Raw genomic sequence first — 19,638 nt, forward strand, 5'->3', positions numbered from 1 at the left:
GGGGTTCCACGCGGGGCCCGACAGCTCGGTCCGGACTGTTCGGGCGGCGGCCCTGCGGCGCGTCGAGCCGGCCGGCCGACGCCGCATTGGGCAGAGTGGCCCGGTGGACGTCACGCCGTCAGCCCCGCCGCTCCGCCCGCCGGCGCACCGCGTGGACCCGCGCGCCCTGCGCTGGTGGACCGCGCGCGCGCTGCTCGCGGTCGGCGCGGCGCTGCTGGTGCAGGTCGTCGCGCTGGTCACCACCGAGGCCAGCTGGCTGATCGGGACGCTGGTGGCCACCGTCCTGGTGGGCGGCGGCTATACGGTCGTGATGCCGAGGTGGCGCTACCGGGTGCACCGCTGGGAGGCCGACGAGGAGGCGGTGTACACCCTCGCCGGCTGGCTGCGACTGGAGTGGCGGGTGGCGCCGATCTCCCGGATCCAGACCATCGACACCGCGCGCGACCCGCTGCAGCGGCTGTTCGGACTGGCCACCGTCACGGTGACCACCGCCTCGTCGGCGGGCCCGGTCAAGATCGAGGGCCTGGACGCGGACGCCGCCGCCCAGCTGACCCGCCGGCTCACCGAGATCACCCAGAGACACCCCGGGGACGCCACCTGATGTCGGAGCCGGACGACGCCGAGGCCGGGTGGCAGCGGCTGGACCCCCGGGTGCTGGCGGTGTTCCCGCTGCGGCAGGCCGGTGCGCTGATCCCGGTGGTCGGCGTGTTGCTGATCACCGGCCGGGGCCAGGGCGGCTGGCATCTGGTGGCCGCGCTCGCCCCGGTGCTCGTCGTGCTGGCGATGGCCGTGAGCAAGTGGGCGACGGTCCGGTACCGGGTCGGCGGTGAGCGGGTGGAGCTGCGGAGCGGCCTCATCCACCGCGAGCAGCGCTCGCTGCGCCGGGACCGGGTCCGCACCGTGGACCTGCGGGCGAACCCGGCCCACCGGCTCTTCCGACTCACCGTGGTGGAGATCGGCACCGGCTCGAGCACCACTAAGGAGGGCCGGCTGAGTCTGGACGCGGTCACCGTCGCGGAGGGCGAACGGCTGCGCCGGGACCTGCTGGACCGCTCCCCGATCCGTGTCGCCACCAGCCCGGCCGCCGGCCCGCCGGGCACGAGCCCGCCGAGCGCGAGCCCGCTGGGCGCGAGCCCGCCGGGCGCCGGCCCGGCGGACCCGGCCACCCCCCTACCGGACCACACCACCCCGCCGGAGCCCGCCACGCGGCGGGTCGGGAGCGGGGTCGAGGTGGCCCGGCTGCGGCCGTCCTGGCTGCGCTTCGCGCCACTGACGGCCTCCGGGCTGGTCGCCGTGGCCGCGATCGCCGGCACGGTGTTCCGGGTGGCCAGCGACGCCGGGGTGGACGTGACCAGCTCGGCCACCCTGCACGCGGCCGGCGACGAGTTCAGCGCGGTGCCACTGTGGGTGGCCGTCGTGGCGCTGGTTGCCGCGGTGCTGGTGCTGGCCGGGTTGGGCTCGCTCGCGGTCTATCTGGAGGGTTGGTGGGGCTACCGGCTCACCAGGGAGCCGGACGACACACTGCGGCTGCGCCGGGGGCTGCTCACCACCCGGTCGCTGTCGGTCGAGCAGAGCCGGATGCGCGGCGCGGAGGTGGCCGAGCCGCTGCTGCTGCGTCTGGTCCGGGGCGCCCGCTGCGCCGCGATCACCACCGGGCTGGACGCGAAGACGAGCAACCGCGGCGCGCTCCTGCCGCCGGCGCCGAGGGCCGAGGCACACCGCGTCGCCGCCGCCGCGCTGCTGCTGGACGACCCGGCCGCCGGGACCGCCGCCGTGCTGGTCCGCCATCCCCCGGCCGCGCTGCGCCGCAGGCTGACCAGGGCGCTGCTGCCCTCGGTCGCACTCGTCGCGGTGGTCTGGGCGCTGCCCGAGCTGGGCTGGCTCTGGCCGGCGGCGCTGCTCCTGCTGCCACTGGCGGCCCTGCTCGCCGCCGACCGCTACCGCAACCTCGGCCACGCGCTGCTTCCGGACTACCTGGTGATCAGCCAGGGCTCGCTGGTCCGGCGCCGGGTGGCACTGCAGCGCCGGGGCATCATCGGTTGGCGGCTGCGGCAGAGCCCGTCCCAGCGTTGGGCCGGCGTGGCCACCCTGGATGCGGTGACCGCCGCCGGCGCCGGGCGGTACTCGGTGGTGGACCTGCCGGTGGCCACGGCGGTCGAGCTGGTCGACCTGGTCAACCCCGGCCTGCTGCCCACCCGATAACCAGCCCCCGCCGCGGGCCCCAGCTCACCGCCGCCGGGTACCGAACAGCCCCCGGGTGATCTCCCGGCCCAGTGAGCTGGCCGCCGAGCGCATGAACGACTTCACCGCCGGGTTGGACATGATCTGCTCCAGCGCACCCGGTTCCTCCCGCTCCGCGCGGGGGCGCTCGGCCGGGCGCGCCTCGGGGGCCTGCTCCGGGGCGGGGGCCTGGGCCATCTTCGCGGTGAGCTTCTCGTACGCCGACTCCCGGTCGACCGTCTGGCCGTACTTGGCGTACAGCTGGGAGCCGTGCGCGGCCGAGGCCACTCCGTCGGCGCCGATCGCGCCCATCAGCGACCGGGGCGCGCGCAGCCGGCACCACGCCACCGGGGTCGGCGCGCCCCGCTCGGAGAGCACGGTCACGATGGCCTCGCCGATGCCCAGCGAGGTCAGCACCTCGCCGAGCTTGTAGTTCGGCGTTGTCGGGTACGTCTTCACGGTCCGGGCCAGCGCCTTCTGGTCGTCCGGGGTGAACGCGCGCAGGGCGTGCTGGATCCGGGCGCCGAGCTGGGAGAGCACGTCGTTCGGGATGTCGGTGGGCAGCTGGGTGCAGAAGAACACCCCGACGCCCTTGGACCGGATCAGCTTGACGGTCTGCTCGATGCGGTCCAGGAACGCCTTGGACGCGTCGGAGAACAGCAGGTGCGCCTCGTCGAAGAAGAACACCACCTTGGGCTTGTCCAGGTCACCGGCCTCCGGCAGGTGCTCGAACAGCTCGGCCAGCAGCCACATCAGGAACGTGGAGAACAGCATCGGGTTGGTCTGCTGCTCGGACAGCTCCAGCAGCGAGATCACGCCGCGTGGACCAGCAGGGCCGTCCACCACCCGCATCAGGTCGGACGGGTCCAGCTCGGGCTCACCGAAGAACTTCTCGCCGCCCTGGGCCTCCAGGTTGACCATCGCGCGCAGGATCACCCCGGCGGTGGCCGGGGAGACCCCGCCGATGCCTTTCAGGTCGCCCTTGCCCTCGTCGCTGGTCAGGTGCTGGATGACCGAACGCAGGTCCTTGGTGTCCAGCAGCGGCAGGTTCTGCTGGTCGGCCCAGTGGAAGATCAGGCCGAGGGTGGACTCCTGGGTGTCGTTGAGCCCGAGCACCTTGCTCAGCAGGATCGGCCCGAACTGGGTGAGAGTGGCCCGGATCGGGATCGCGGCGCTGTCCGCCCCGAGGGAGAGGAACTCCACCGGGAACGCGGTCGGCGCCCAGTCGTCGCCGGTCTCGGCGGCCCTCGCCTTGGTCCGGTCGCTGCTCTCCCCCGGCCGGGACAGGCCCGACAGGTCCCCCTTGATGTCGGCCATCACCACCGGCACCCCGGCCGAGGAGAGCTGCTCGGCGAGGTTCTGCAGGGTCTTGGTCTTGCCGGTACCGGTCGCGCCGGCCACCAGTCCGTGCCGGTTCAGCATCGCCAGCGAGATCCGCACCCGCGCGGAGGACTCGATCTGACCGTCCACGAAGACGGTCCCGAGCTCCAGTGCGGCGCCGGTCGTCTCGTAACCAGCCGCGATTTCCTGAGCCGCGGCGCTCGCGCCACCGGTTGTCACCTTGTCCGCCACGATCGGTTCGACCTCCAGTGCCGCCTCGGGGCCGATTGCCCTCAGGACTGTGCCGCTAGTGATCGGGAAGCCTAGCCAACGGGGCCGGGAGCGCCGAACATGCCGCGCGAGGGTGATCCAGGTGGATGAACCGGCACCGCCGGCGAGGTCCCGGTACCGCTCAAGGTGGGTGTGCGCCGCGCAGCCGGCTGAATGCTGTGGGAGCTACGGCCTAGGCTGGCAGGGTGAACGACCGCTTGGTGTGGATTGACTGCGAGATGACCGGCCTGGACATCGGCTCCGACGCGCTGATCGAGATCGCCGCTCTGGTGACCGACAGCGAGCTTCGGGTCCTCGGCGAAGGCGTCGACGTGGTGATCCACGCCGACGACGCGAAGCTGGCCGGCATGGTTGAGCTGGTGCGCGACATGCACGAGCACTCGGGACTGACCGAGTTGGTGCGGGCCTCCACCGTGACCATGGCGGAGGCCGAGCAGATCGTGCTGGACCACGTGCGCCAGTTCGTGCCCGATCCCCGTTCGGCGCCACTGGCCGGGAACTCGATCGCCACCGACCGGATGTTCCTGGCCAGGGACATGCCCGAGCTGGACAGCCACCTGCACTACCGGATGGTGGACGTCAGCTCGATCAAGGAGCTGTGCCGCCGGTGGTACCCGAAGATCTACTACGCCAAGCCGGAGAAGGGCCTGGCACACCGGGCGCTCGCGGACATCGAGGAATCGCTGCGCGAGCTGCGCTACTACCGGTCGACCGCGTTCGTCCCCGCGCCCGGCCCGACCACCGATCAGGCCAGGTCAGCGGCCGCCGCGATCCTCGCCGAACCGGTCCGGACCAGCCCGAGCTGAACCGGGTGGAGCGGCCCGGAACGGGCGCGCTACGATATCCGGGTCGTTGTGCGGTGACACTTCACGACGTCGATGGTGGGTGTAGCTCAGTCGGTAGAGCACTGGGTTGTGATCCCAGGTGTCGCGGGTTCGAATCCCGTCACTCACCCCAGCCACCAACAGGGCCCGCACTCGGAGAAATCCGAGTGCGGGCTCTTGTTTTGTCCCGACCGGGCGGCCTCATGAGTGGCTAGCGTTGCTCTGACAAGCGCTAACCACTCACGAGGCGTTGGGGCTCAGAGCACCGGCAGCCGGGGTGCGGTCGGCCGCTTGGTCGGCGTCGTGTGGTGCTTGGGCGTGGTCGGCGGCGGGTCGTCGGTCCTCGCACTGCCGGCGTCGGGTCCGAGGCCGCCGTCCGGCGTGGTATCCGGCACGGTGGCGTCCGGGCTGCCGGCGTCCGAACTGGCGGGATCCGGGCCGAGACCGCCCGGGCTGGCGGCCGGCGCCGCGCCGGGCGGCGTCGCGGCGGGCGGCGTCGCCGCACCGGGCGGCGGGGGCACGCCGGGCGAGGCGGCGAGATCGGGGTCGCCCCCCGGCGCGAGCCGCGGGTCGGCCACGTAACCCGGCGTACCCGGGGCGGCGCCCGGCGTGCCCGGCGGCAGACCGGCGTCCAGGCTGTCGGAGGGCAGCGAGCTGTCCAGGTCGCCGACCTTGAAGGCGCTGCGCAGGTCGCCGCCGCCGAAGAGCCCGGGGCCGACCTGCTTGCCGAAGAAGTCCAGGGTGGCGGTCACCTGACTGCCCGGCTGCCACGCGCCGATCGGCTGCCACACCACCTCGCGGTCGCTGCGCCAGTACGGGCTCCCCTGGGTGGGCGGGCTCGAGGTGACCACCAGTGCCCGCTCCACGGCGGACCGGTCGGTGACCGGCTTGTCGAACAGGATGTCCACCGGGGTGGGCCCATTGATCGTCCCGCCGTCGGCCGGCGTGATCTTGCCCGTGACCTGCTGGCCGGGCGACAGGGTGGTGAACTTCGTCGCCGTGGTGGTCTCCTGGCCGGACGTGGCCCGGACCACCGTGGTGAGCACGTAGGAGGTGTTCGGCTTGAGCGGCGCGCTCGAGGTCCACCGCGCGCCGTCCGGGGAGAGCACCCCGTCGAGCTTGCCCCCGTCCTGCGTCCTCAGGTCGGCCTGGCTGAACTGGCCGCTGGCCACGAACGCGGTCACCGTCTCCGAGGGCGACACCCCGGCCGCGCCGTTCGGCGGGTTGACCGTGAGGTCCGGGTGGAAGGCGTCCGCCATGCCCTGGGCGAGGCCCTGCTGGGCGGCGACGTCCTTGATCCCCCCGATCTGGTCTCCGGACCCGAACTGAGCACAACCACTGAGCAGGCAGACCAGCACCGCGGCCGTTCCCACCAGGGTCGCCACTCGCGGATCAACTCGACCTGCCACGACCTCACCACCTCCGAGGGTATCCAGCCGGTGTCAGCTGACTGAGTGGTCAACGATCGACACTCCCAGTCAGTTACTTGACCGGGCACCTAACCTCGGCTATTAGGCCGGATCGCGGCCACAGCGACGCCAGCCCCCGCTGAAATGCGGGTCTGCCGGGCTGTGCTAACGTCTGCACGCGCTCAAACGGAGCGATTAACTTGCGCCGCTAGCTCAAGTGGTAGAGCAGCTGACTCTTAATCAGCGGGTTCGGGGTTCGAGTCCCTGGCGGCGCACCATCAACAAACGCAGGTCGGCAAGCCGCTGACCTGCGTTTTTGGTTTGGCTGTGTTGCCCGTCTGCCAGATCAACGCTTCGTAGTGCGCAGCAGTCTCGAGACTCCAGCTGGCGCGGACGGTGCCGCGACCGTGCCAGTGGTGGCCTTCATCGACCGTTACCCGGATGCGGCGATGATCACCTCTCGTGCGGATGGCACTGCCATATGGCACGCATCGACCGCACTGGCTGGGCCTTGAGACACGGGCGAGCATTTGGTGCGCACCGCTGGTCAGCTGATGATCGAGAGGCCGTCGTGTAGGTCGTTCGGGATTGGACCTCGGTGATCAAGCCGCTGCGCACCGGAAGGCACACCACAGCCCGTCAGTTGATATCGAACTCGTTGCCCTCGGGGTCCTTCATGCCCACCGCGTAGTGGTCGAGGATGCCGTCCTCCATCAGGGCGCCAACGGTGGTGGCGCCCAGGTCAACCAGCCGGCGAGCTTCGGCTTCGACTCGTTGTCTGCGGGTCTCGATCGGGTCGGCCCGGCCGCCGCTGGCGTGGATGTCGAGGTGCACTCTAGTTCTTGACGATCTTGGTCTCGGGGACTACCTGGAACCAGATGCTCGGCCCGTGGAATCTGACGGCCACGGTGCCTCCAATCATTGCCTTCCCACGAGCTTGCCCGGGCCATCCGACAGTCCTCACCCGATCAACGCGAGTGCGACGAAACCGACAGGCGACGGACGCTGATCAGCGGCCTCCACCGCTGGGGCTGACCTGTGCCCGGGGGATCTGGATCTGCTGTCCCTCGGTCAGTCCGGACAGCACCTGGGTGTTGTCGTCGCCCACCAGACCCGGCTGGAACGGGGTCTGGACCGGCTTGCCGTCCGGGCCGGAAGTGTTGACGAACGACCGGTCGCCCTGCCTGATGACCGCCGAGTTCGGCACCACCAGCACGTTCTCGAGGTCTGCCACCAGGACGCCGGCCTCGGCGGTCTGACCGGAACGCGGCCGGGGGTCGGTGTCGGTGAGCAGGATCGTGGCGTAGTAGTTCGTCACCCCGGAGATGTCCACGCCGCCCGGCGCGACCGAAAGCACGGTGCCGTCGCGGGTCAGGTCCGGCAGGGCATCGAAGGTGAGCTGCACCTTCTGGTTCGGGGCGACCTTCGCCGCGTCCGACTCCTCGAACGGGACGACGACCTGGAAGGTGCTGATGTTGTTGAGCACGATGAAGGCCGAGCCACCCGGTCGGGTCGCCGACGGTGCACCGGTACTCGAGGCCGAGGACTGGTCGCTGGTCGCCGCCGCACCGACCCCGGGGATCGCAGCGTCGGTGCCTGGTGCCAGGGCGCTCGTCCCGCCGCCGGCGCTCACGTACTCACCCACAGCACCGGTGATGGCCGACACCGTGCCGGCCACCGGCGCATAGAGGACGGTGTTGTCCAGGTCCCGCTGGGCGTTGGCAACCAGGGCTCGACCGTTGGCCACCAGCGCGGCCTGGGCGGCGATGTTCGGGCCGCGGTCGGAGCTGTCCGAGTCCAGCGCGTTCTGCGCGGAGACCACGCTCTGCCGGGCGTTCTCCTCGCTGATCCGCGCCTGGGAGTCGTCCACGTCCAGGGTGTGCTTCGCGGTGTCGTAGCTCGTCTCGGCCGTCAACAGGCTGCTCTTCGCCGTGGTCAGGTTCGTCTTGACGCTGTCCGGGCAGGACGTCGTGCCGGTCAACGCACCGAACAGGCCCGAGCTCTCCGCGGAGTCCGAGGAGTCCGAGGAGTCGCCGTCGGTGGCGCCGGTGTCGCTGATCGAGGGGGTACACCCGTCGGCCCGGTACGTCCGCACGGCCTGATCGAACTGCCGCTGGGCGAAGTCGCGTGCCTGCCGCGCCCGGAAGACCGCGTTCTGATCCCTGTCGTGGATCGCGTCGCCGTTGTCCTTGGTGGCATCAAGGATCTTCTTCGCCTGATCGAGCGTGTTGTGGTCGCCGCCGACCGTGGTGCCGCGGGTGATCCGGTCCAGGATGGCCTGCTGGTTGTTCAGCTGCGCCTGCTGCTGGTTCAGCAACTGCTGGAGGGAGAACGGGTCCTCCCGGGCCAGGACCTGACCAGCGCGGACCGTGTCGCCGACCTTGACATCCACCTCGGTCAACTGAGCCGCCTTGGCGAACCCCAAGGCCTGCGTCGTGACCGCCGCCAGCGCTCCGGAGGCCGACACCTTCGTCGAGACCATCCCCCGCTCCACCCGCGAGGACGGCTGCGCCGGAGCGCTCTCCCCGCAGGCCGCTGTCCCCACTGTCACCACCAGAACCAAGAACACCGCGGCCGCCGCGCGAGCCCCCCAGACGCTGTCGCGACCCGTCGTGTGCGTCATCACTCCCCTTGCCCCTCAGCCTGCATTCGAACATTCCCCCCGGGGCGGCACGCCATCCGTCAGGCGAACGCTCGCCACCGCGGCACGCCAATCACGGCCAGATCACCGCGAGTTGTGGACTACTTCGACAACGACATTGTCGGGAGTCCGGATACGAACTATGGCGGCCGTCACGAAGAATGGGGGACAAAACCGCAACACCAGTCACCACGATCACACTGAAAAGATAAGTAACTCAGGTGCGGCCTTCAGGTATGCCGGCGGACGGCCTGCGCTCGATATCAGCGGAAACGAAATTCGGCGTAAATTAATGGGTCCACTCACACCGGTCAATCCGCCATACGGGGCGCGGTGTCCCAGAGGCGAAACCGGTGCTGCCGGCGGTGAGCCGGAGCGCGCTCCGGTCGGACAGCACGTCATCGCCCTGCTCGACACCGCGCCTGACCTCGGCGAGTGTGCCGGGCAACCCCACACGCCCGGCTCCCAGGTGCTACCGCGACGGCGAAGAAGACGAGTGATCGACCAGCCGACCGGCCATTACCGCGGTGAGCCCAGAAGTGACAATCCCGCATGAGTCCCCGCGCGCGACTCGCCGAGAGGAAAGAGTTCGGCGTCGACGTGTTGAGCCTTGTCGCATTGCTGGCGGAAATCCATTCCGCGCTCTCCGACTACTCCATCAAGGCGATCGGCGCAGCACAGGCCGGACACGGACTGCTCCCTGTGGGGGAATAGAGACGGTCGCCGCCGACGGCCGACCGGTATTCAACTCTCATCCCTCATCGTCGACCGGGTGGAACACGGTGACCCGATACCGGCGGAGTTCTCCCGGGGCCGGCCGGCGGCCTCCGAGCGCGGTGCGGCGGTGGCCTCGGCGGTCCAGCTGGCCAGCAGACGCAGTGCGTGTTCGGACGGCGAGCCGGCCTCGGCGGTGTGCAGCCCGAGCGTCTGGTCGGGATCGCCGCTCGGGTTGAAGGCCTCGTAGCTCAGCGTGAGATCACCGACGAGCGGGTGGTGATACCGCTTGGTGCCGTTCTCCCGGCGGTACACGTCGTGGTCGGCCCACCACCGTCGGAAGTCCGCGTCGCGCAGGGACAGCTCGCCGACGAGCTCGGCGAGCTGGGGGTCGTGCGGGTGGGCTCCCGCGTAGAGGTGCAAGGTCGCCACGATGCCGCGGCCGGCCGCCGGCCAGTCGACGTACAACTCGCGGGCGGCGTCGTCGAGGAAGACGAACCGGGCCATGTTGCGCTCGCGGTGCGGCAGCGCCTCGAAGTCGGTGTAGAAGGCACGGGCCAGTCGGTTGCTGGCCAGCAGGTCCAGCCGGTGGCCGAGGGCGACGGCCGGGATGTCGGTCACAGCTTCCAACACCCGGTACAGCCCGGGCCGCACCCGCTGCGGCCCCGGCCGGCGCTGCCGGGTGCGCGAGCGGGAGGGCCTGGCCAGGGTGAACAGGTGGCCCCGCTCGGTGTCGGTCAGCCGCAGCGCGCGGGCGACGGCGTCCAGGACGGACTCGGAGACGTTGAGATTGCGGCCGCGCTCCAACCGCACGTAGTAGTCCATGCTCATCCCGGCGAGCCGCGCCACCTCCTCCCCGGCGCAGCCCCGGCACCCGGCGGACGCCCGGCTGCGGGGGGAGGCCGGCCTCCTCGGGAGTGATCCGGGCCCGGCGCGAGCGCAGGAACTCCCGGAGCTCGCTGTTGCCCCCCGCGCCGGCGGACTGGTCGGTCATGGTGCCCAGGGTAGATCCGCCGGCGCGACCCGTGAGGGGTTCTGCTGGACCCCCGGTACAGGCATGCCTCCCTCGTCCCGCCGCGGTGCCCCGAGCCGGTGCTTAGCTGGTCGGGAAGGCAAGGAGAGGGCAGGAAGAGGGCAAGGAGAGGGACAGATGAAGCGCAGGACTCTCGGCGGGACGGGCATGTCGGTGAGCGAGTTCGCGCTCGGCACGATGATGCTCGGGGCGATGGGCAACACCGACCACGACGAGTCGGTCCGGATGATCCACACGGCGTTGGACGCCGGCATCAACTTCGTCGACACGGCGGACGTCTACTCGCGGGGCGAGTCGGAGGAGATCGTCGGCAAGGCGCTCAAGGGCCGCCGCGACGACGTCGTACTGGCGACCAAGTTCGCCCTGCCGATGGGGCCGGACGCCAACGACCGGGGCGGCTCGCCGCGCTGGGTCGTCCGGGCGGTGGAGGACAGCCTGCGCCGCCTCGGCACCGACCACATCGATCTCTACCAGATGCACCGGCCGGACCCCGACACCGACATCGACGAGACGCTGTCGGCGCTGTCGGACCTGGTCCGCTCGGGCAAGGTCCGCGCGATCGGCTCCTCGCTGTTCCCGCCGGCGCAGATCGTCGAGGCGCAGGGGACCGCCGAGCGGCGCGGCCACCACCGGTTCCGCACGGAGCAGCCGCCGTACTCGATCCTGCTGCGCGGCATCGAGTCCGGGACGCTGCCGACCGCACAGCGCTACGGCATGGGCGTCCTCACCTTCGGGCCGCTGAGCTCCGGCTGGCTCTCCGGGCGGGCCGACCCGACCGCCGGCACCCGCGGCGCCGGGCTGGGGGCGAAGCTGTTCGACCTCAGCAAGCCGGGCAACCGGGCCAAGCTGGACGTCGTGGAGCAGCTGACGAAGCTCGCCGCCGAGGCGGGACTGCCGCTGACCCACCTGGCCACCGCGTTCGTCCGGGCGCACCCGGCCGTCACCTCGGTGTTGATCGGCCCGCGCAGGCCCGAGCAGTTGGCGGACCTGCTGGCCGGCGCGGACGTCGAGCTGACCGACGACGTACTGGACCGGATCGACGAGATCGTGCCGCCGGGCACCGACATCAACCCCGACGACATCTACTTCACCTGGCCGGCACTGGCGGACAAGCGCCTGCGCCGACGCTAGCCCGCGCACGCGGCGCGGCCCCGGAGCACCGATGCTCCGGGGCCGCGCCGCCCACAGCGTGGCTACTTCGGCGCGCGGGCGTTGGGGGCGCCGTTGGCCGGTTTGGCCGGAGCGGTCCGGTTCGCGGCCTTGCGGGTTGCGCTACGGGTGTCGTGCGCCGCCTCGTCGCCGGCCTCCTGGATCGACTCGGCGAGCTCGTCGCCGGCCTCGCTGACGGTGGCGGCCGTCTCGCCGGCCACCCGCTGCGCCCGGCGGGCGGTCTTCTCCCCGACCGAGCGGGTCTCGACGCTCATCGCCTGGAGTGTGTCCGCACCGGCGTCGTGCAGCTCGTCGACGACCTTCTCCAGCACCGAGTTGGAGCGCTGGTTGGCGTTCTCGACGGTGCGCAGTGCACGCGCGACCTGAGGTTGGGTGCGGATGCGCTCGAGGGTGACCTCGCCGCGCTCGGTCAGCTCCTCGTAGGTCTCGCGCGCCTGCTCACCGGCCTTGTTGGCGCGCTCGCGCAGCTTGTCGCGGCTCAGCCGCTCCGGCAGCTCGCGAAGCGTGTGCACCGCGAGGTCGCCGGCGCCGAGCCAGGCGAGCACCGGGGTGCGGACCACGTCGAACTGTTCACTGACGAACTTGTTGGCCCGCGAACGAACCTTGCGGACGTCCGCGGAGGTCGGCAATGAGATAGCCATCCTGATCGCCTCTCTGAGATGTGGGGTGGTGTCGCGACGGCGGTTTCGGCGTACACCGCGTCGGAGGTCGGACGTGCGAAGGGCCAAACGCCGGTGCCGAGCGTGGTGGTTCCGAGCGTGTCCGGTGCGTGCGCTGTCGGTCGGCTGTCGGTCGGCGACAGCGGCCGAACACCAACAGGGCCGGAACCCGCCCCGATGCGGCAGATCCCGGCCCGGTAGCCACCGCTCCGCTCCCAGCCACCAGCGGCAGGCCCACAACGGACTTCCCGCTCACCCGGTACCCAATCACCGGTTGCCCTCTACCACTCGAACGGACCAAATCCGCGGTCGGTCCGGCCGGATTTTTGCGGCGGCGGGCGGACACTCACGGCGGGGCTCACGGTCGTGATCAACAGACCGCCGCCCGCCGCTACGCCACCTCAGTCACAGTCGGTGATCGGTCGATAGACTCAGGCCGCTAACCTGGGGCGGGGGATGCGTCGAGGTCAACGTGGGTCTGGATCTGGGCAAAAAATACCGGACTGGCGTTGGTCTCGGTGACCCATGACGCGCCAGAGCCGACATCAGGCCGCGCTGTCGGTGACGCGGCGTCACCCCCAGCCCCCGAGGATCTCTGGGAGTCGTCGCTAGCCGGCGTTACCGCGGGGCAGCGGCGCGCAACGCCGGGGTGATCCAGGTGAGCGCGTCGAGCAGCATCGCCGAGAACGGGGTCTCCGGGTCCGGCCGCAGCCAGCGTTCGGCGGCAACCCTGGCGGCGGCGGACACCGCGGCGGCCAGCACCTCGGGCCCGAGCTCGCACCGGGCCCCGGAGACACCGCCGGCCCCGGAGCCACCGCCGGCCCCGGAGCCACCGCCGGCCCCGGAGACACCGCCGGCCCCGGAGACACCGGCGGCCTCGGAGTCACCGGCGTCAGCGGGCCCCGCGTCCGTGCCGGTGCGCGCCGCGATGGCCTCGGCCAGTGGGCGCTCGATCGCCGCGATGGTGTCCAGGAACTCCGCCTGCAGGGCCGGCGCGGAGGTGATCAGCGCGAGCGTCTCGCGGTCGGGCTCGCCGTCCCCGGTGTACTGCTCGACGACCGCCCCGACGACGGCCTCGTCGAGCGGCTCGCCGGCCGGCCGGGCGCGCAGCGCGACCCCGATGCGCAGACCGCGCTCAGCGGCGAGCGCGACCATGATCGCCTGCTCCCGGCTGGAGAAGTAGTTGTTGTAGGTGCGGGGTGAGACGTTGGCGGCCTCGGCGATGTCGTCGACCCGCACGTTCTCCGGTCCACGCTCGCGGGCCAGGCGCAGCGCGGCGGCGCTGATTGCCTTCCGGGTGGCGACCTTCTTCCGCTCCCGCACTCCCCCGCTCTCGTTCGTGGCCATCCCTGGAGCATATGGAAAAAATTGCGTGCACGCATAAATGCGTGGACGCACTTTCTGTGTAGGCTACGAGTTAGCACTCGGGGCATGGGAGTGCTAAACCCGGTGATCGGCGCCGGTGAGGGCCTGAGCTCCCCGGCCAGGGTCCGTCCGTCGCGGGCGCGGGCGCCGATTACTCCCTGCACGAGTTGCTGGAGAGGACACATCGCATGGCCAAGATGATCGCGTTCGACGAGGAGGCACGCCGCGGGCTCGAGCGCGGCATGAACATCCTCGCCGACGTCGTCAAGGTGACGCTCGGCCCGCGCGGCCGTAACGTCGTGCTCGAGAAGAAGTGGGGCGCGCCCACCATCACCAACGATGGTGTGTCGATCGCCAAGGAGATCGAGCTCGAGGACCCCTGGGAGAAGATCGGGGCCGAGCTGGTCAAGGAAGTTGCCAAGAAGACCGACGACATCGCCGGTGATGGCACCACCACGGCCACTGTGCTGGCTCAGGCGCTGGTGCGCGAGGGTCTGCGCAACGTGGCCGCGGGTGCCAACCCGATGGCGCTCAAGCGGGGCATCGAGAAGGCTGTCGAGGCCGTCGCGCAGGAGCTGCTCAAGACCGCCAAGGAGGTCGAGACCAAGGAGCAGATCGCCGCTACCGCCTCGATTTCCGCGGCCGACAACTCCATCGGCGAGCTGATCGCCGAGGCGATGGACAAGGTCGGCAAGGAAGGCGTCATCACCGTCGAGGAGAGCCAGACCTTCGGGCTCGAGCTTGAGCTCACCGAGGGCATGCGCTTCGACAAGGGCTACATCTCGCCCTACTTCGTGACCGACGCCGAGCGGATGGAGGTCGAGCTGGAGGACCCCTACATCCTGTTGATCTCCTCGAAGGTCTCCACCGTGAAGGACCTGCTGCCGCTGCTGGAGAAGGTCATGCAGGGTGGCAAGCCGCTCGCGATCATCGCTGAGGACGTCGAGGGCGAGGCCCTGGCGACCCTGGTGGTGAACAAGATCCGCGGCACGTTCAAGTCCGTCGCGGTGAAGGCCCCCGGTTTCGGTGACCGTCGTGAGGCGATGCTGACCGACATGGCCATCCTGACCGGTGGTGAGGTCATCTCGGAGAAGGTCGGCCTGAAGCTGGAGAACACCGACCTGGCGCTGCTGGGTCGGGCCCGCAAGGTGGTGGTCACCAAGGACGAGACCACCATCGTCGACGGTGCCGGTGACGCTGACCAGATCGCCGGGCGGGTCCAGCAGATCCGCAACGAGATCGACAAGAGCGACTCCGACTACGACCGGGAGAAGCTGCAGGAGCGTCTGGCCAAGCTGGCCGGCGGTGTTGCGGTGATCAAGGCCGGGGCGGCCACCGAGGTGGAGCTCAAGGAGCGCAAGCACCGCATCGAGGACGCGGTGCGCAACGCCAAGGCCGCCGTGGAGGAGGGCATCGTCGCCGGTGGCGGGGTTGCCCTGCTGCAGGCCGGCGCCGGGTCGCTGTTCGATGGCCTCGGCCTCGACGGTGACGAGGCAACCGGGGCGAACATCGTCCGCGTTGCCCTGGAGGCTCCGCTCAAGCAGATCGCGATCAACGCCGGCCTCGAAGGCGGCGTCGTGGCGGACAAGGTGCGGCACCTCGAGTCCGGGTGGGGCCTCAACGCCGCCACCGGCGAGTACGTCGACCTGATCAAGGCCGGCATCATCGACCCGGCCAAGGTCACCCGGTCCGCACTGCAGAACGCGGCCTCGATCGCGGCACTGTTCCTCACCACCGAGGCAGTGATCGCGGACAAGCCCGAGCGCAACCCGGCTCCGGCCGGCGGCCCGCCCGGCGGCATGGGCGGCATGGACTTCTAGTCCAGCTGTTCCTCCGGCGGGTAGGTCCGAGGTCAACCTCGGGCCTACCCGCCGGCGTGTTCGGAGTGGATCTCCGTTGAGAGCGCCCTGCTCCGACGCCATACGATCTCCGGCGTGACCCGTGCGATCCCAGGAACTGCGCAGTCCGACGGCTCGGGCGTGAAGGCGGCCCGGACGCGGGAGCGGCTGCTCGACGCCACCGCCACGGTGCTGAGCCGCAAGGGCTTCGCCGGCACCCGGATGGCCGACATCGCCGAGCTGGCCGAGATACAGGCCCCGGCGATCTACTACTACTACGCGTCGCGCGAGGACCTCATCGAAGAGGTGATGTTCACCGGCGCCTCGGCCATGCGCGAGCACCTGGCGCGGGTACTCCAGGCCCTGCCCGAGGGCACCTCGCCGGCGGACCGGATCTCGGCCGCCGTGGACGCGCACCTGCGGCACGAGCTGGAGCTCTCCGACTACTCCACCGCGATCATCCGCAACGCCAACCAGCTGCCCCCGCAGGTGAGCCGCCGTGCCCTCGCGGAGATCGCGGCGTACAACGACGTCTGGCGGGGCCTGGTCGCCGACCTCGCGGCGGTCGGCCAGCTGCGCGCCGACGTCGAGCCGGCCACCGGGCGCATGCTCGTGCTCGGGGCGCTGAACTGGACAGCGGAGTGGTGGGACCCCAGCCGAGGACCGCTGAGCGAGCTGATCCGCACCGCACAGTCGATGGTGCTGCACGCCCTGCGCCCCTGACCGGGGTCCCACGAGCCCGGGAGCGGACGTCAGAGGTGAACCTCAGAGGCGCTCGATGATGGTGACGTTCGCCTGGCCGCCGCCCTCGCACATCGTCTGCAGCCCGTAACGGCCGCCGGTGCGCTCCAGCTCGTGCAGCATGGTGATCATCAGCCGGGCACCGGACGCGCCCAGCGGGTGCCCCAGCGCGATGGCCCCGCCGTTGGGGTTGACCTTCTCCGGGTCCGCGCCGGTCTCCTTCAGCCAGGCCTGCACCACGGACGCGAACGCCTCGTTGACCTCCATCACGTCCATGTCACCGATGGACAGCCCGGTCCGCTTCAGCGCGTACTCCGTCGCCGGGATCGGCGCGGTGAGCACCCAGGTCGGGTCGGCCCCGCGCGCCGACACGTGGTGGATCCGCGCCCTCGGCGTCAGCCCGTGCGTCCGCACCGCCCGCTCCGAGGCGATCAGCAGGGCCGCCGCGCCGTCCGAGATCTGGCTCGACACCGCGGCGGTCAGCCGACCGCCCTCGGTGAGCGGCTTCAGCCCGGCCATCCTCTCCAACGTGGTGTCGGCGCGCGGCCCCTCGTCGGTGGTGACGTCGCCGTAGGGCGCGATCTCCCGGTCGAAACGGCCGTCGGAGATCGCCCGCAGCGCGCGCTGGTGGCTCTCGTAGCCGAACCGCTCCATGTCCTCGCGGCTGATGTCCCACTTCTCCGCGATCATCTCGGCGGCCTTGAACTGGGAGATCTCCGCGTTGCCGTAGCGGGCCACCCAGCCCTCGCTGGTGCTCCACGGGTCCGGGTCGCCGAAGGCCTGCCCGGCCAGGAAGCCGGACATGATCGGGTACCGGCTCATGTTCTGCACGCCGCCGGCGATGACCAGGTCGTTGGTGCCGGCCAGCACCGCCTGCGCCGCGAAGCTGACCGCCTGCTGGCTCGAACCGCACTGGCGGTCCACCGTCACCCCGGGCACGTGCTCGGGCAGCCCGGCGATCAGCGCACAGGTCCGGGCGATGTCCCCGGCCTGCGCGCCGATGGTGTCCAGGCAGCCGTAGACGACGTCCTCGACCGCATCCGGGTCGACCCCGGTGCGCTGCATCAGGTGCCGGATCGGGTGCGCACCGAGGTCGCCGGGGTGCACCCCCGACAGTCCGCCCTTGCGGCGGCCGACCGGGGCGCGGACCGCCTCGACGATGTACGCCTCTGCCATGACCGGCTCTCTTCCTCGCCCACCCGGTCGCCCGGGCCCGTCAGATTCGGATCCGCGCGCGAGCACGGAATATAATCTAACGTAAAGAAAATTACGAGGCAGCGCCAGTCAACACACTCCCTACGCCGCGTGGACCGGGGCGAGGTCGACGAACACCCGGTAGTCGACGATCAGCCCGTCCTCCCGTGTCGACCAGATCGACACCGCGGGGAGGGTGACCTCCTTGCCGTCGACCCGGCTGTAGGTCACCTCGGTCTCGGCGATCGTGGTCGCCCCGACCCGCCACTCGTTCAGCAGCCGGTGGCGCAGGGCCTTGATCGTCGCCATGAACGCGGTGTTGCCGGCGACCACCGCCTCCCGGCCCACCATCGGCTCGCCGTTGGCGAACACCATCGTGGCGTCCTCGGCGAACAGCGCAGCGACGGCGTTCAGGTCCATCGCGTCGACCACGTCGAAGACACTCCGTGCACTGACCATCTCGATCCCCCCAGGTTGGTTCATGTCGTGGCGGCGCCGGTCGGCGCGAAGATCTGGCCGCCGTAGCGGCGGTTGACCTCGGCGAGGTGCTCGCCGTCGGCCGGGTCGAAGGGCGGCGCGGACTCACCCGGGCGGGCCGGCACGCCGATCTCGGTGAAGAAACGCTCGAACCCGCCCGGCGTGACCAGGATCAGAGCCTTCGCGGGACCACCCCCGGGTTCCGGAACCAGTGCACGAAGTTCCTCGGCAGGTAGGCGAAATCGCCGGCCCGCACGAGCGTTGTCTGCTGACCGACCGATATCTCGAGCTCGCCGTCGAGCAGGTAGAACGCTTCGTCCTCCCTGGTGTGCAGGTGCGGCGGCGGGCCATTGCCCGGCGGGATGGACGCCTCGATCAGCGCGAACGCGCCACCGGTCGACGCCGCGGTCGCCTTGAACGTGTAGGTGTCCCCGACCACCCAGGTCGCCGGTCCCTCGCCGGCCCGGACGTAGCTGGCGCCCGGTGCCGACCCCTCGGCGAAGGTCATGGTGTCCCCTCTCGTAAGCCCGCCGGAGACGCTACGGACCTGCGGAAACACCGCCTATGCCACATTTGTGGTGTTTCTGTGCCCAGACGATCGTGTGACCGGCTTAATCACGTTCCGGCGATCAGGTGAGTCGTGTGACCATCCGTGGGTGAACCACGGCGCGCGTGCGCGCGCTCATGAGCGGGTGGCGCGCCTCGGCGGCGCGAACCTGGACATCGCCGAGCTGTTCGACGAGTCGGCCCGGCTGCTCGCCGCCGCCCTGCCGCACGAGTCCAGCTGCTGGCACACGATGGACCCCTCGACGCTCATCGAGACCGGCGTGCACGTCGTGGGCATGCCGAGGCCCAACGCACACGTCGCCAGGTACGCCTACCTGAGCGAGGACTACAACACCTTCTCCGGGCTCATCGGGGCCAACCGGCACAGCGGCGTGCTCAGCCAGGAGACCGGGGGCCAGCTCGACCGCAGCCCGCGCTACCGCGAACTGCTCAAGCCGCAGAACCTCCACGGTGAGCTGCGCACCGTCTTCGTCGCCGACGGCGCGTGCTGGGGTTGCTTCGCCTTCTTCCGCGAGGACCCACGCGACTTCACCGACGACGAGCGGGACTTCGCACACGAGCTGGCCTCGCTGCTGGGCCGGGGCTTCCGCGCCGCGGGGATGCGCGCGAGGTCCGTCGACAACGGGACGAACCTGTGGCCGGGCCTGCTCGTGCTCGATGCCGGGTGGCGGGTCGAGTCGGCCAGCGGCCCGGCGCGGGCCTGGCTCGAGGAGCTCGGCTTCTCGGGCGAGCCGGACACCGACCCGCTCCCCTTTGCGCTGCTCACCCTCGCCGAGCGGGTCCGGGGCTCGGCAACCGAGGCGAACTCCCGCGTGCTCGGTGTGACGGGCCGGTGGATCCAGCTGCACGCCTCACCGGTGTCCGGTGGTGAGGAGGGACGGGTGGCGGTCATCCTGCAGGCTGCGACACTGCCGTCGATCGAGCCGCTGATCTCCGCCGCCTACGGGTTCACCACCCGCGAACGCGAGCTGATCGAGCTCGTCCTGCAGGGCTGCGGGACCGCTGAGATCGCGGCACGGCTGTTCATCTCGCCACACACCGTCCAGGGACATCTCAAGTCGATCTTCACGAAGGCGGGTGTGCGCAGCCGCCGCGAGCTGGTGACCCGGGTGTTCGTCCGCCACGACCGGGCGGCCCAGCTCTGACCGGGATTCCGGCCACCGCGAAATCCTGAC

The 19,638-nt window shown here is 70.8% G+C and carries 18 protein-coding genes, 2 tRNA genes and 1 pseudogene; 10 read left to right on the plus strand and 11 right to left on the minus strand.

What is annotated here, in order from left to right; translation table 11 throughout:
• The first annotated feature begins 103 nt into the window (after positions 1-103).
• Together ACTXG6_RS41025 and ACTXG6_RS41030 are read left to right on the plus strand one after the other, a co-directional pair.
• Positions 104-601 carry a PH domain-containing protein gene (locus ACTXG6_RS41025; protein WP_445184689.1) on the plus strand — a complete coding sequence of 166 codons (498 nt, stop codon included), beginning with the start codon at positions 104-106 and terminating at the stop codon, positions 599-601.
• Complete coding sequence (locus ACTXG6_RS41030; protein ID WP_445184690.1) at positions 601-2,202, plus strand: PH domain-containing protein; 1,602 nt, start codon at positions 601-603, stop codon at positions 2,200-2,202. Before ACTXG6_RS41025 ends, ACTXG6_RS41030 begins: the two co-directional genes overlap by 1 nt.
• A gap of 24 nt (positions 2,203-2,226) precedes the next feature.
• Here the strand turns inward: ACTXG6_RS41030 and ACTXG6_RS41035 are convergent, their stop codons facing one another.
• On the minus strand, positions 2,227-3,792 hold the full coding sequence (locus tag ACTXG6_RS41035) for a helicase HerA-like domain-containing protein (protein WP_445184691.1): 1,566 nt from the start codon (positions 3,790-3,792) through the stop codon (positions 2,227-2,229).
• 224 nt (positions 3,793-4,016) lie between these two features.
• Here ACTXG6_RS41035 and orn point away from each other — a divergent pair, with 224 nt between their 5' ends.
• Both orn and ACTXG6_RS41045 read left to right on the plus strand, forming a co-directional pair.
• Positions 4,017-4,637 carry an oligoribonuclease gene (orn, locus tag ACTXG6_RS41040; RefSeq protein WP_445184692.1) on the plus strand — a complete coding sequence of 207 codons (621 nt, stop codon included), beginning with the start codon at positions 4,017-4,019 and terminating at the stop codon, positions 4,635-4,637.
• Positions 4,638-4,712: 75 nt separating this feature from the next.
• A tRNA-His gene (locus tag ACTXG6_RS41045) sits at positions 4,713-4,788 on the plus strand.
• 124 nt (positions 4,789-4,912) lie between these two features.
• Here ACTXG6_RS41045 and ACTXG6_RS41050 read toward each other — a convergent pair.
• Complete coding sequence (locus ACTXG6_RS41050; RefSeq protein ID WP_445184693.1) at positions 4,913-6,040, minus strand: Ig-like domain-containing protein; 1,128 nt, start codon at positions 6,038-6,040, stop codon at positions 4,913-4,915.
• Between the two features lie 226 nt (positions 6,041-6,266).
• Between ACTXG6_RS41050 and ACTXG6_RS41055 the strand changes: the two genes are divergently transcribed.
• Positions 6,267-6,342, plus strand: a tRNA-Lys gene (locus ACTXG6_RS41055).
• A 361-nt stretch (positions 6,343-6,703) separates the two neighbouring features.
• On the opposite strand, the pseudogene ACTXG6_RS41060 reads toward ACTXG6_RS41055, so the two are convergent.
• Together ACTXG6_RS41060 and ACTXG6_RS41065 are read right to left on the minus strand one after the other, a co-directional pair.
• Positions 6,704-6,901: pseudogene (locus ACTXG6_RS41060) on the minus strand (VOC family protein); the annotation flags it as partial.
• Positions 6,902-7,073: 172 nt separating this feature from the next.
• Complete coding sequence (locus tag ACTXG6_RS41065) at positions 7,074-8,687, minus strand: efflux RND transporter periplasmic adaptor subunit (RefSeq protein ID WP_445184694.1); 1,614 nt, start codon at positions 8,685-8,687, stop codon at positions 7,074-7,076.
• Between the two features lie 570 nt (positions 8,688-9,257).
• On the opposite strand from ACTXG6_RS41065, the gene ACTXG6_RS41070 reads away from it, so the two are divergent.
• Positions 9,258-9,419 carry a hypothetical protein gene (locus ACTXG6_RS41070; RefSeq protein ID WP_445184695.1) on the plus strand — a complete coding sequence of 54 codons (162 nt, stop codon included), beginning with the start codon at positions 9,258-9,260 and terminating at the stop codon, positions 9,417-9,419.
• A 30-nt stretch (positions 9,420-9,449) separates the two neighbouring features.
• On the opposite strand, the gene ACTXG6_RS41075 is transcribed toward ACTXG6_RS41070, so the two are convergent.
• Positions 9,450-10,268 carry a helix-turn-helix transcriptional regulator gene (locus ACTXG6_RS41075; protein WP_445184696.1) on the minus strand — a complete coding sequence of 273 codons (819 nt, stop codon included), beginning with the start codon at positions 10,266-10,268 and terminating at the stop codon, positions 9,450-9,452.
• Positions 10,269-10,569: 301 nt separating this feature from the next.
• Here ACTXG6_RS41075 and ACTXG6_RS41080 point away from each other — a divergent pair, with 301 nt between their 5' ends.
• Positions 10,570-11,583, plus strand: a complete 1,014-nt coding sequence (locus tag ACTXG6_RS41080) for an aldo/keto reductase (protein ID WP_445184697.1) — start codon at positions 10,570-10,572, stop codon at positions 11,581-11,583.
• A gap of 62 nt (positions 11,584-11,645) precedes the next feature.
• Here the strand turns inward: ACTXG6_RS41080 and ACTXG6_RS41085 are convergent, their stop codons facing one another.
• Together ACTXG6_RS41085 and ACTXG6_RS41090 are read right to left on the minus strand one after the other, a co-directional pair.
• Positions 11,646-12,263, minus strand: coding sequence for a hypothetical protein (locus tag ACTXG6_RS41085; protein WP_445184698.1), 618 nt, complete (start codon positions 12,261-12,263; stop codon positions 11,646-11,648).
• A gap of 636 nt (positions 12,264-12,899) precedes the next feature.
• On the minus strand, positions 12,900-13,628 hold the full coding sequence (locus tag ACTXG6_RS41090) for a TetR/AcrR family transcriptional regulator (RefSeq protein WP_445184699.1): 729 nt from the start codon (positions 13,626-13,628) through the stop codon (positions 12,900-12,902).
• A 206-nt stretch (positions 13,629-13,834) separates the two neighbouring features.
• On the opposite strand from ACTXG6_RS41090, the gene groL reads away from it, so the two are divergent.
• Positions 13,835-15,466: a chaperonin GroEL gene (groL, locus tag ACTXG6_RS41095; RefSeq protein ID WP_445184700.1), complete on the plus strand. Its 1,632-nt coding sequence runs from the start codon at positions 13,835-13,837 to the stop codon at positions 15,464-15,466.
• A 114-nt stretch (positions 15,467-15,580) separates the two neighbouring features.
• Positions 15,581-16,207, plus strand: a complete 627-nt coding sequence (locus ACTXG6_RS41100; RefSeq protein ID WP_445184701.1) for a TetR/AcrR family transcriptional regulator — start codon at positions 15,581-15,583, stop codon at positions 16,205-16,207.
• Positions 16,208-16,249: 42 nt separating this feature from the next.
• Here the strand turns inward: ACTXG6_RS41100 and ACTXG6_RS41105 are convergent, their stop codons facing one another.
• From ACTXG6_RS41105 to ACTXG6_RS41120, 4 genes are all read right to left on the minus strand, one after another.
• Positions 16,250-17,401, minus strand: a complete 1,152-nt coding sequence (locus tag ACTXG6_RS41105) for an acetyl-CoA C-acetyltransferase (RefSeq protein ID WP_445184702.1) — start codon at positions 17,399-17,401, stop codon at positions 16,250-16,252.
• A 120-nt stretch (positions 17,402-17,521) separates the two neighbouring features.
• Positions 17,522-17,878 carry a nuclear transport factor 2 family protein gene (locus ACTXG6_RS41110; protein WP_445184703.1) on the minus strand — a complete coding sequence of 119 codons (357 nt, stop codon included), beginning with the start codon at positions 17,876-17,878 and terminating at the stop codon, positions 17,522-17,524.
• Positions 17,879-17,898: 20 nt separating this feature from the next.
• Positions 17,899-18,021 carry a hypothetical protein gene (locus ACTXG6_RS41115; RefSeq protein WP_445184704.1) on the minus strand — a complete coding sequence of 41 codons (123 nt, stop codon included), beginning with the start codon at positions 18,019-18,021 and terminating at the stop codon, positions 17,899-17,901.
• A 47-nt stretch (positions 18,022-18,068) separates the two neighbouring features.
• Complete coding sequence (locus tag ACTXG6_RS41120; RefSeq protein WP_445184705.1) at positions 18,069-18,404, minus strand: cupin domain-containing protein; 336 nt, start codon at positions 18,402-18,404, stop codon at positions 18,069-18,071.
• 148 nt (positions 18,405-18,552) lie between these two features.
• Here ACTXG6_RS41120 and ACTXG6_RS41125 point away from each other — a divergent pair, with 148 nt between their 5' ends.
• Positions 18,553-19,608: a response regulator transcription factor gene (locus ACTXG6_RS41125; protein WP_445184706.1), complete on the plus strand. Its 1,056-nt coding sequence runs from the start codon at positions 18,553-18,555 to the stop codon at positions 19,606-19,608.
• The last annotated feature ends 30 nt before the right edge of the window (positions 19,609-19,638 follow it).

The sequence above is a fragment of the Pseudonocardia sp. Cha107L01 genome, assembly GCF_052566575.1.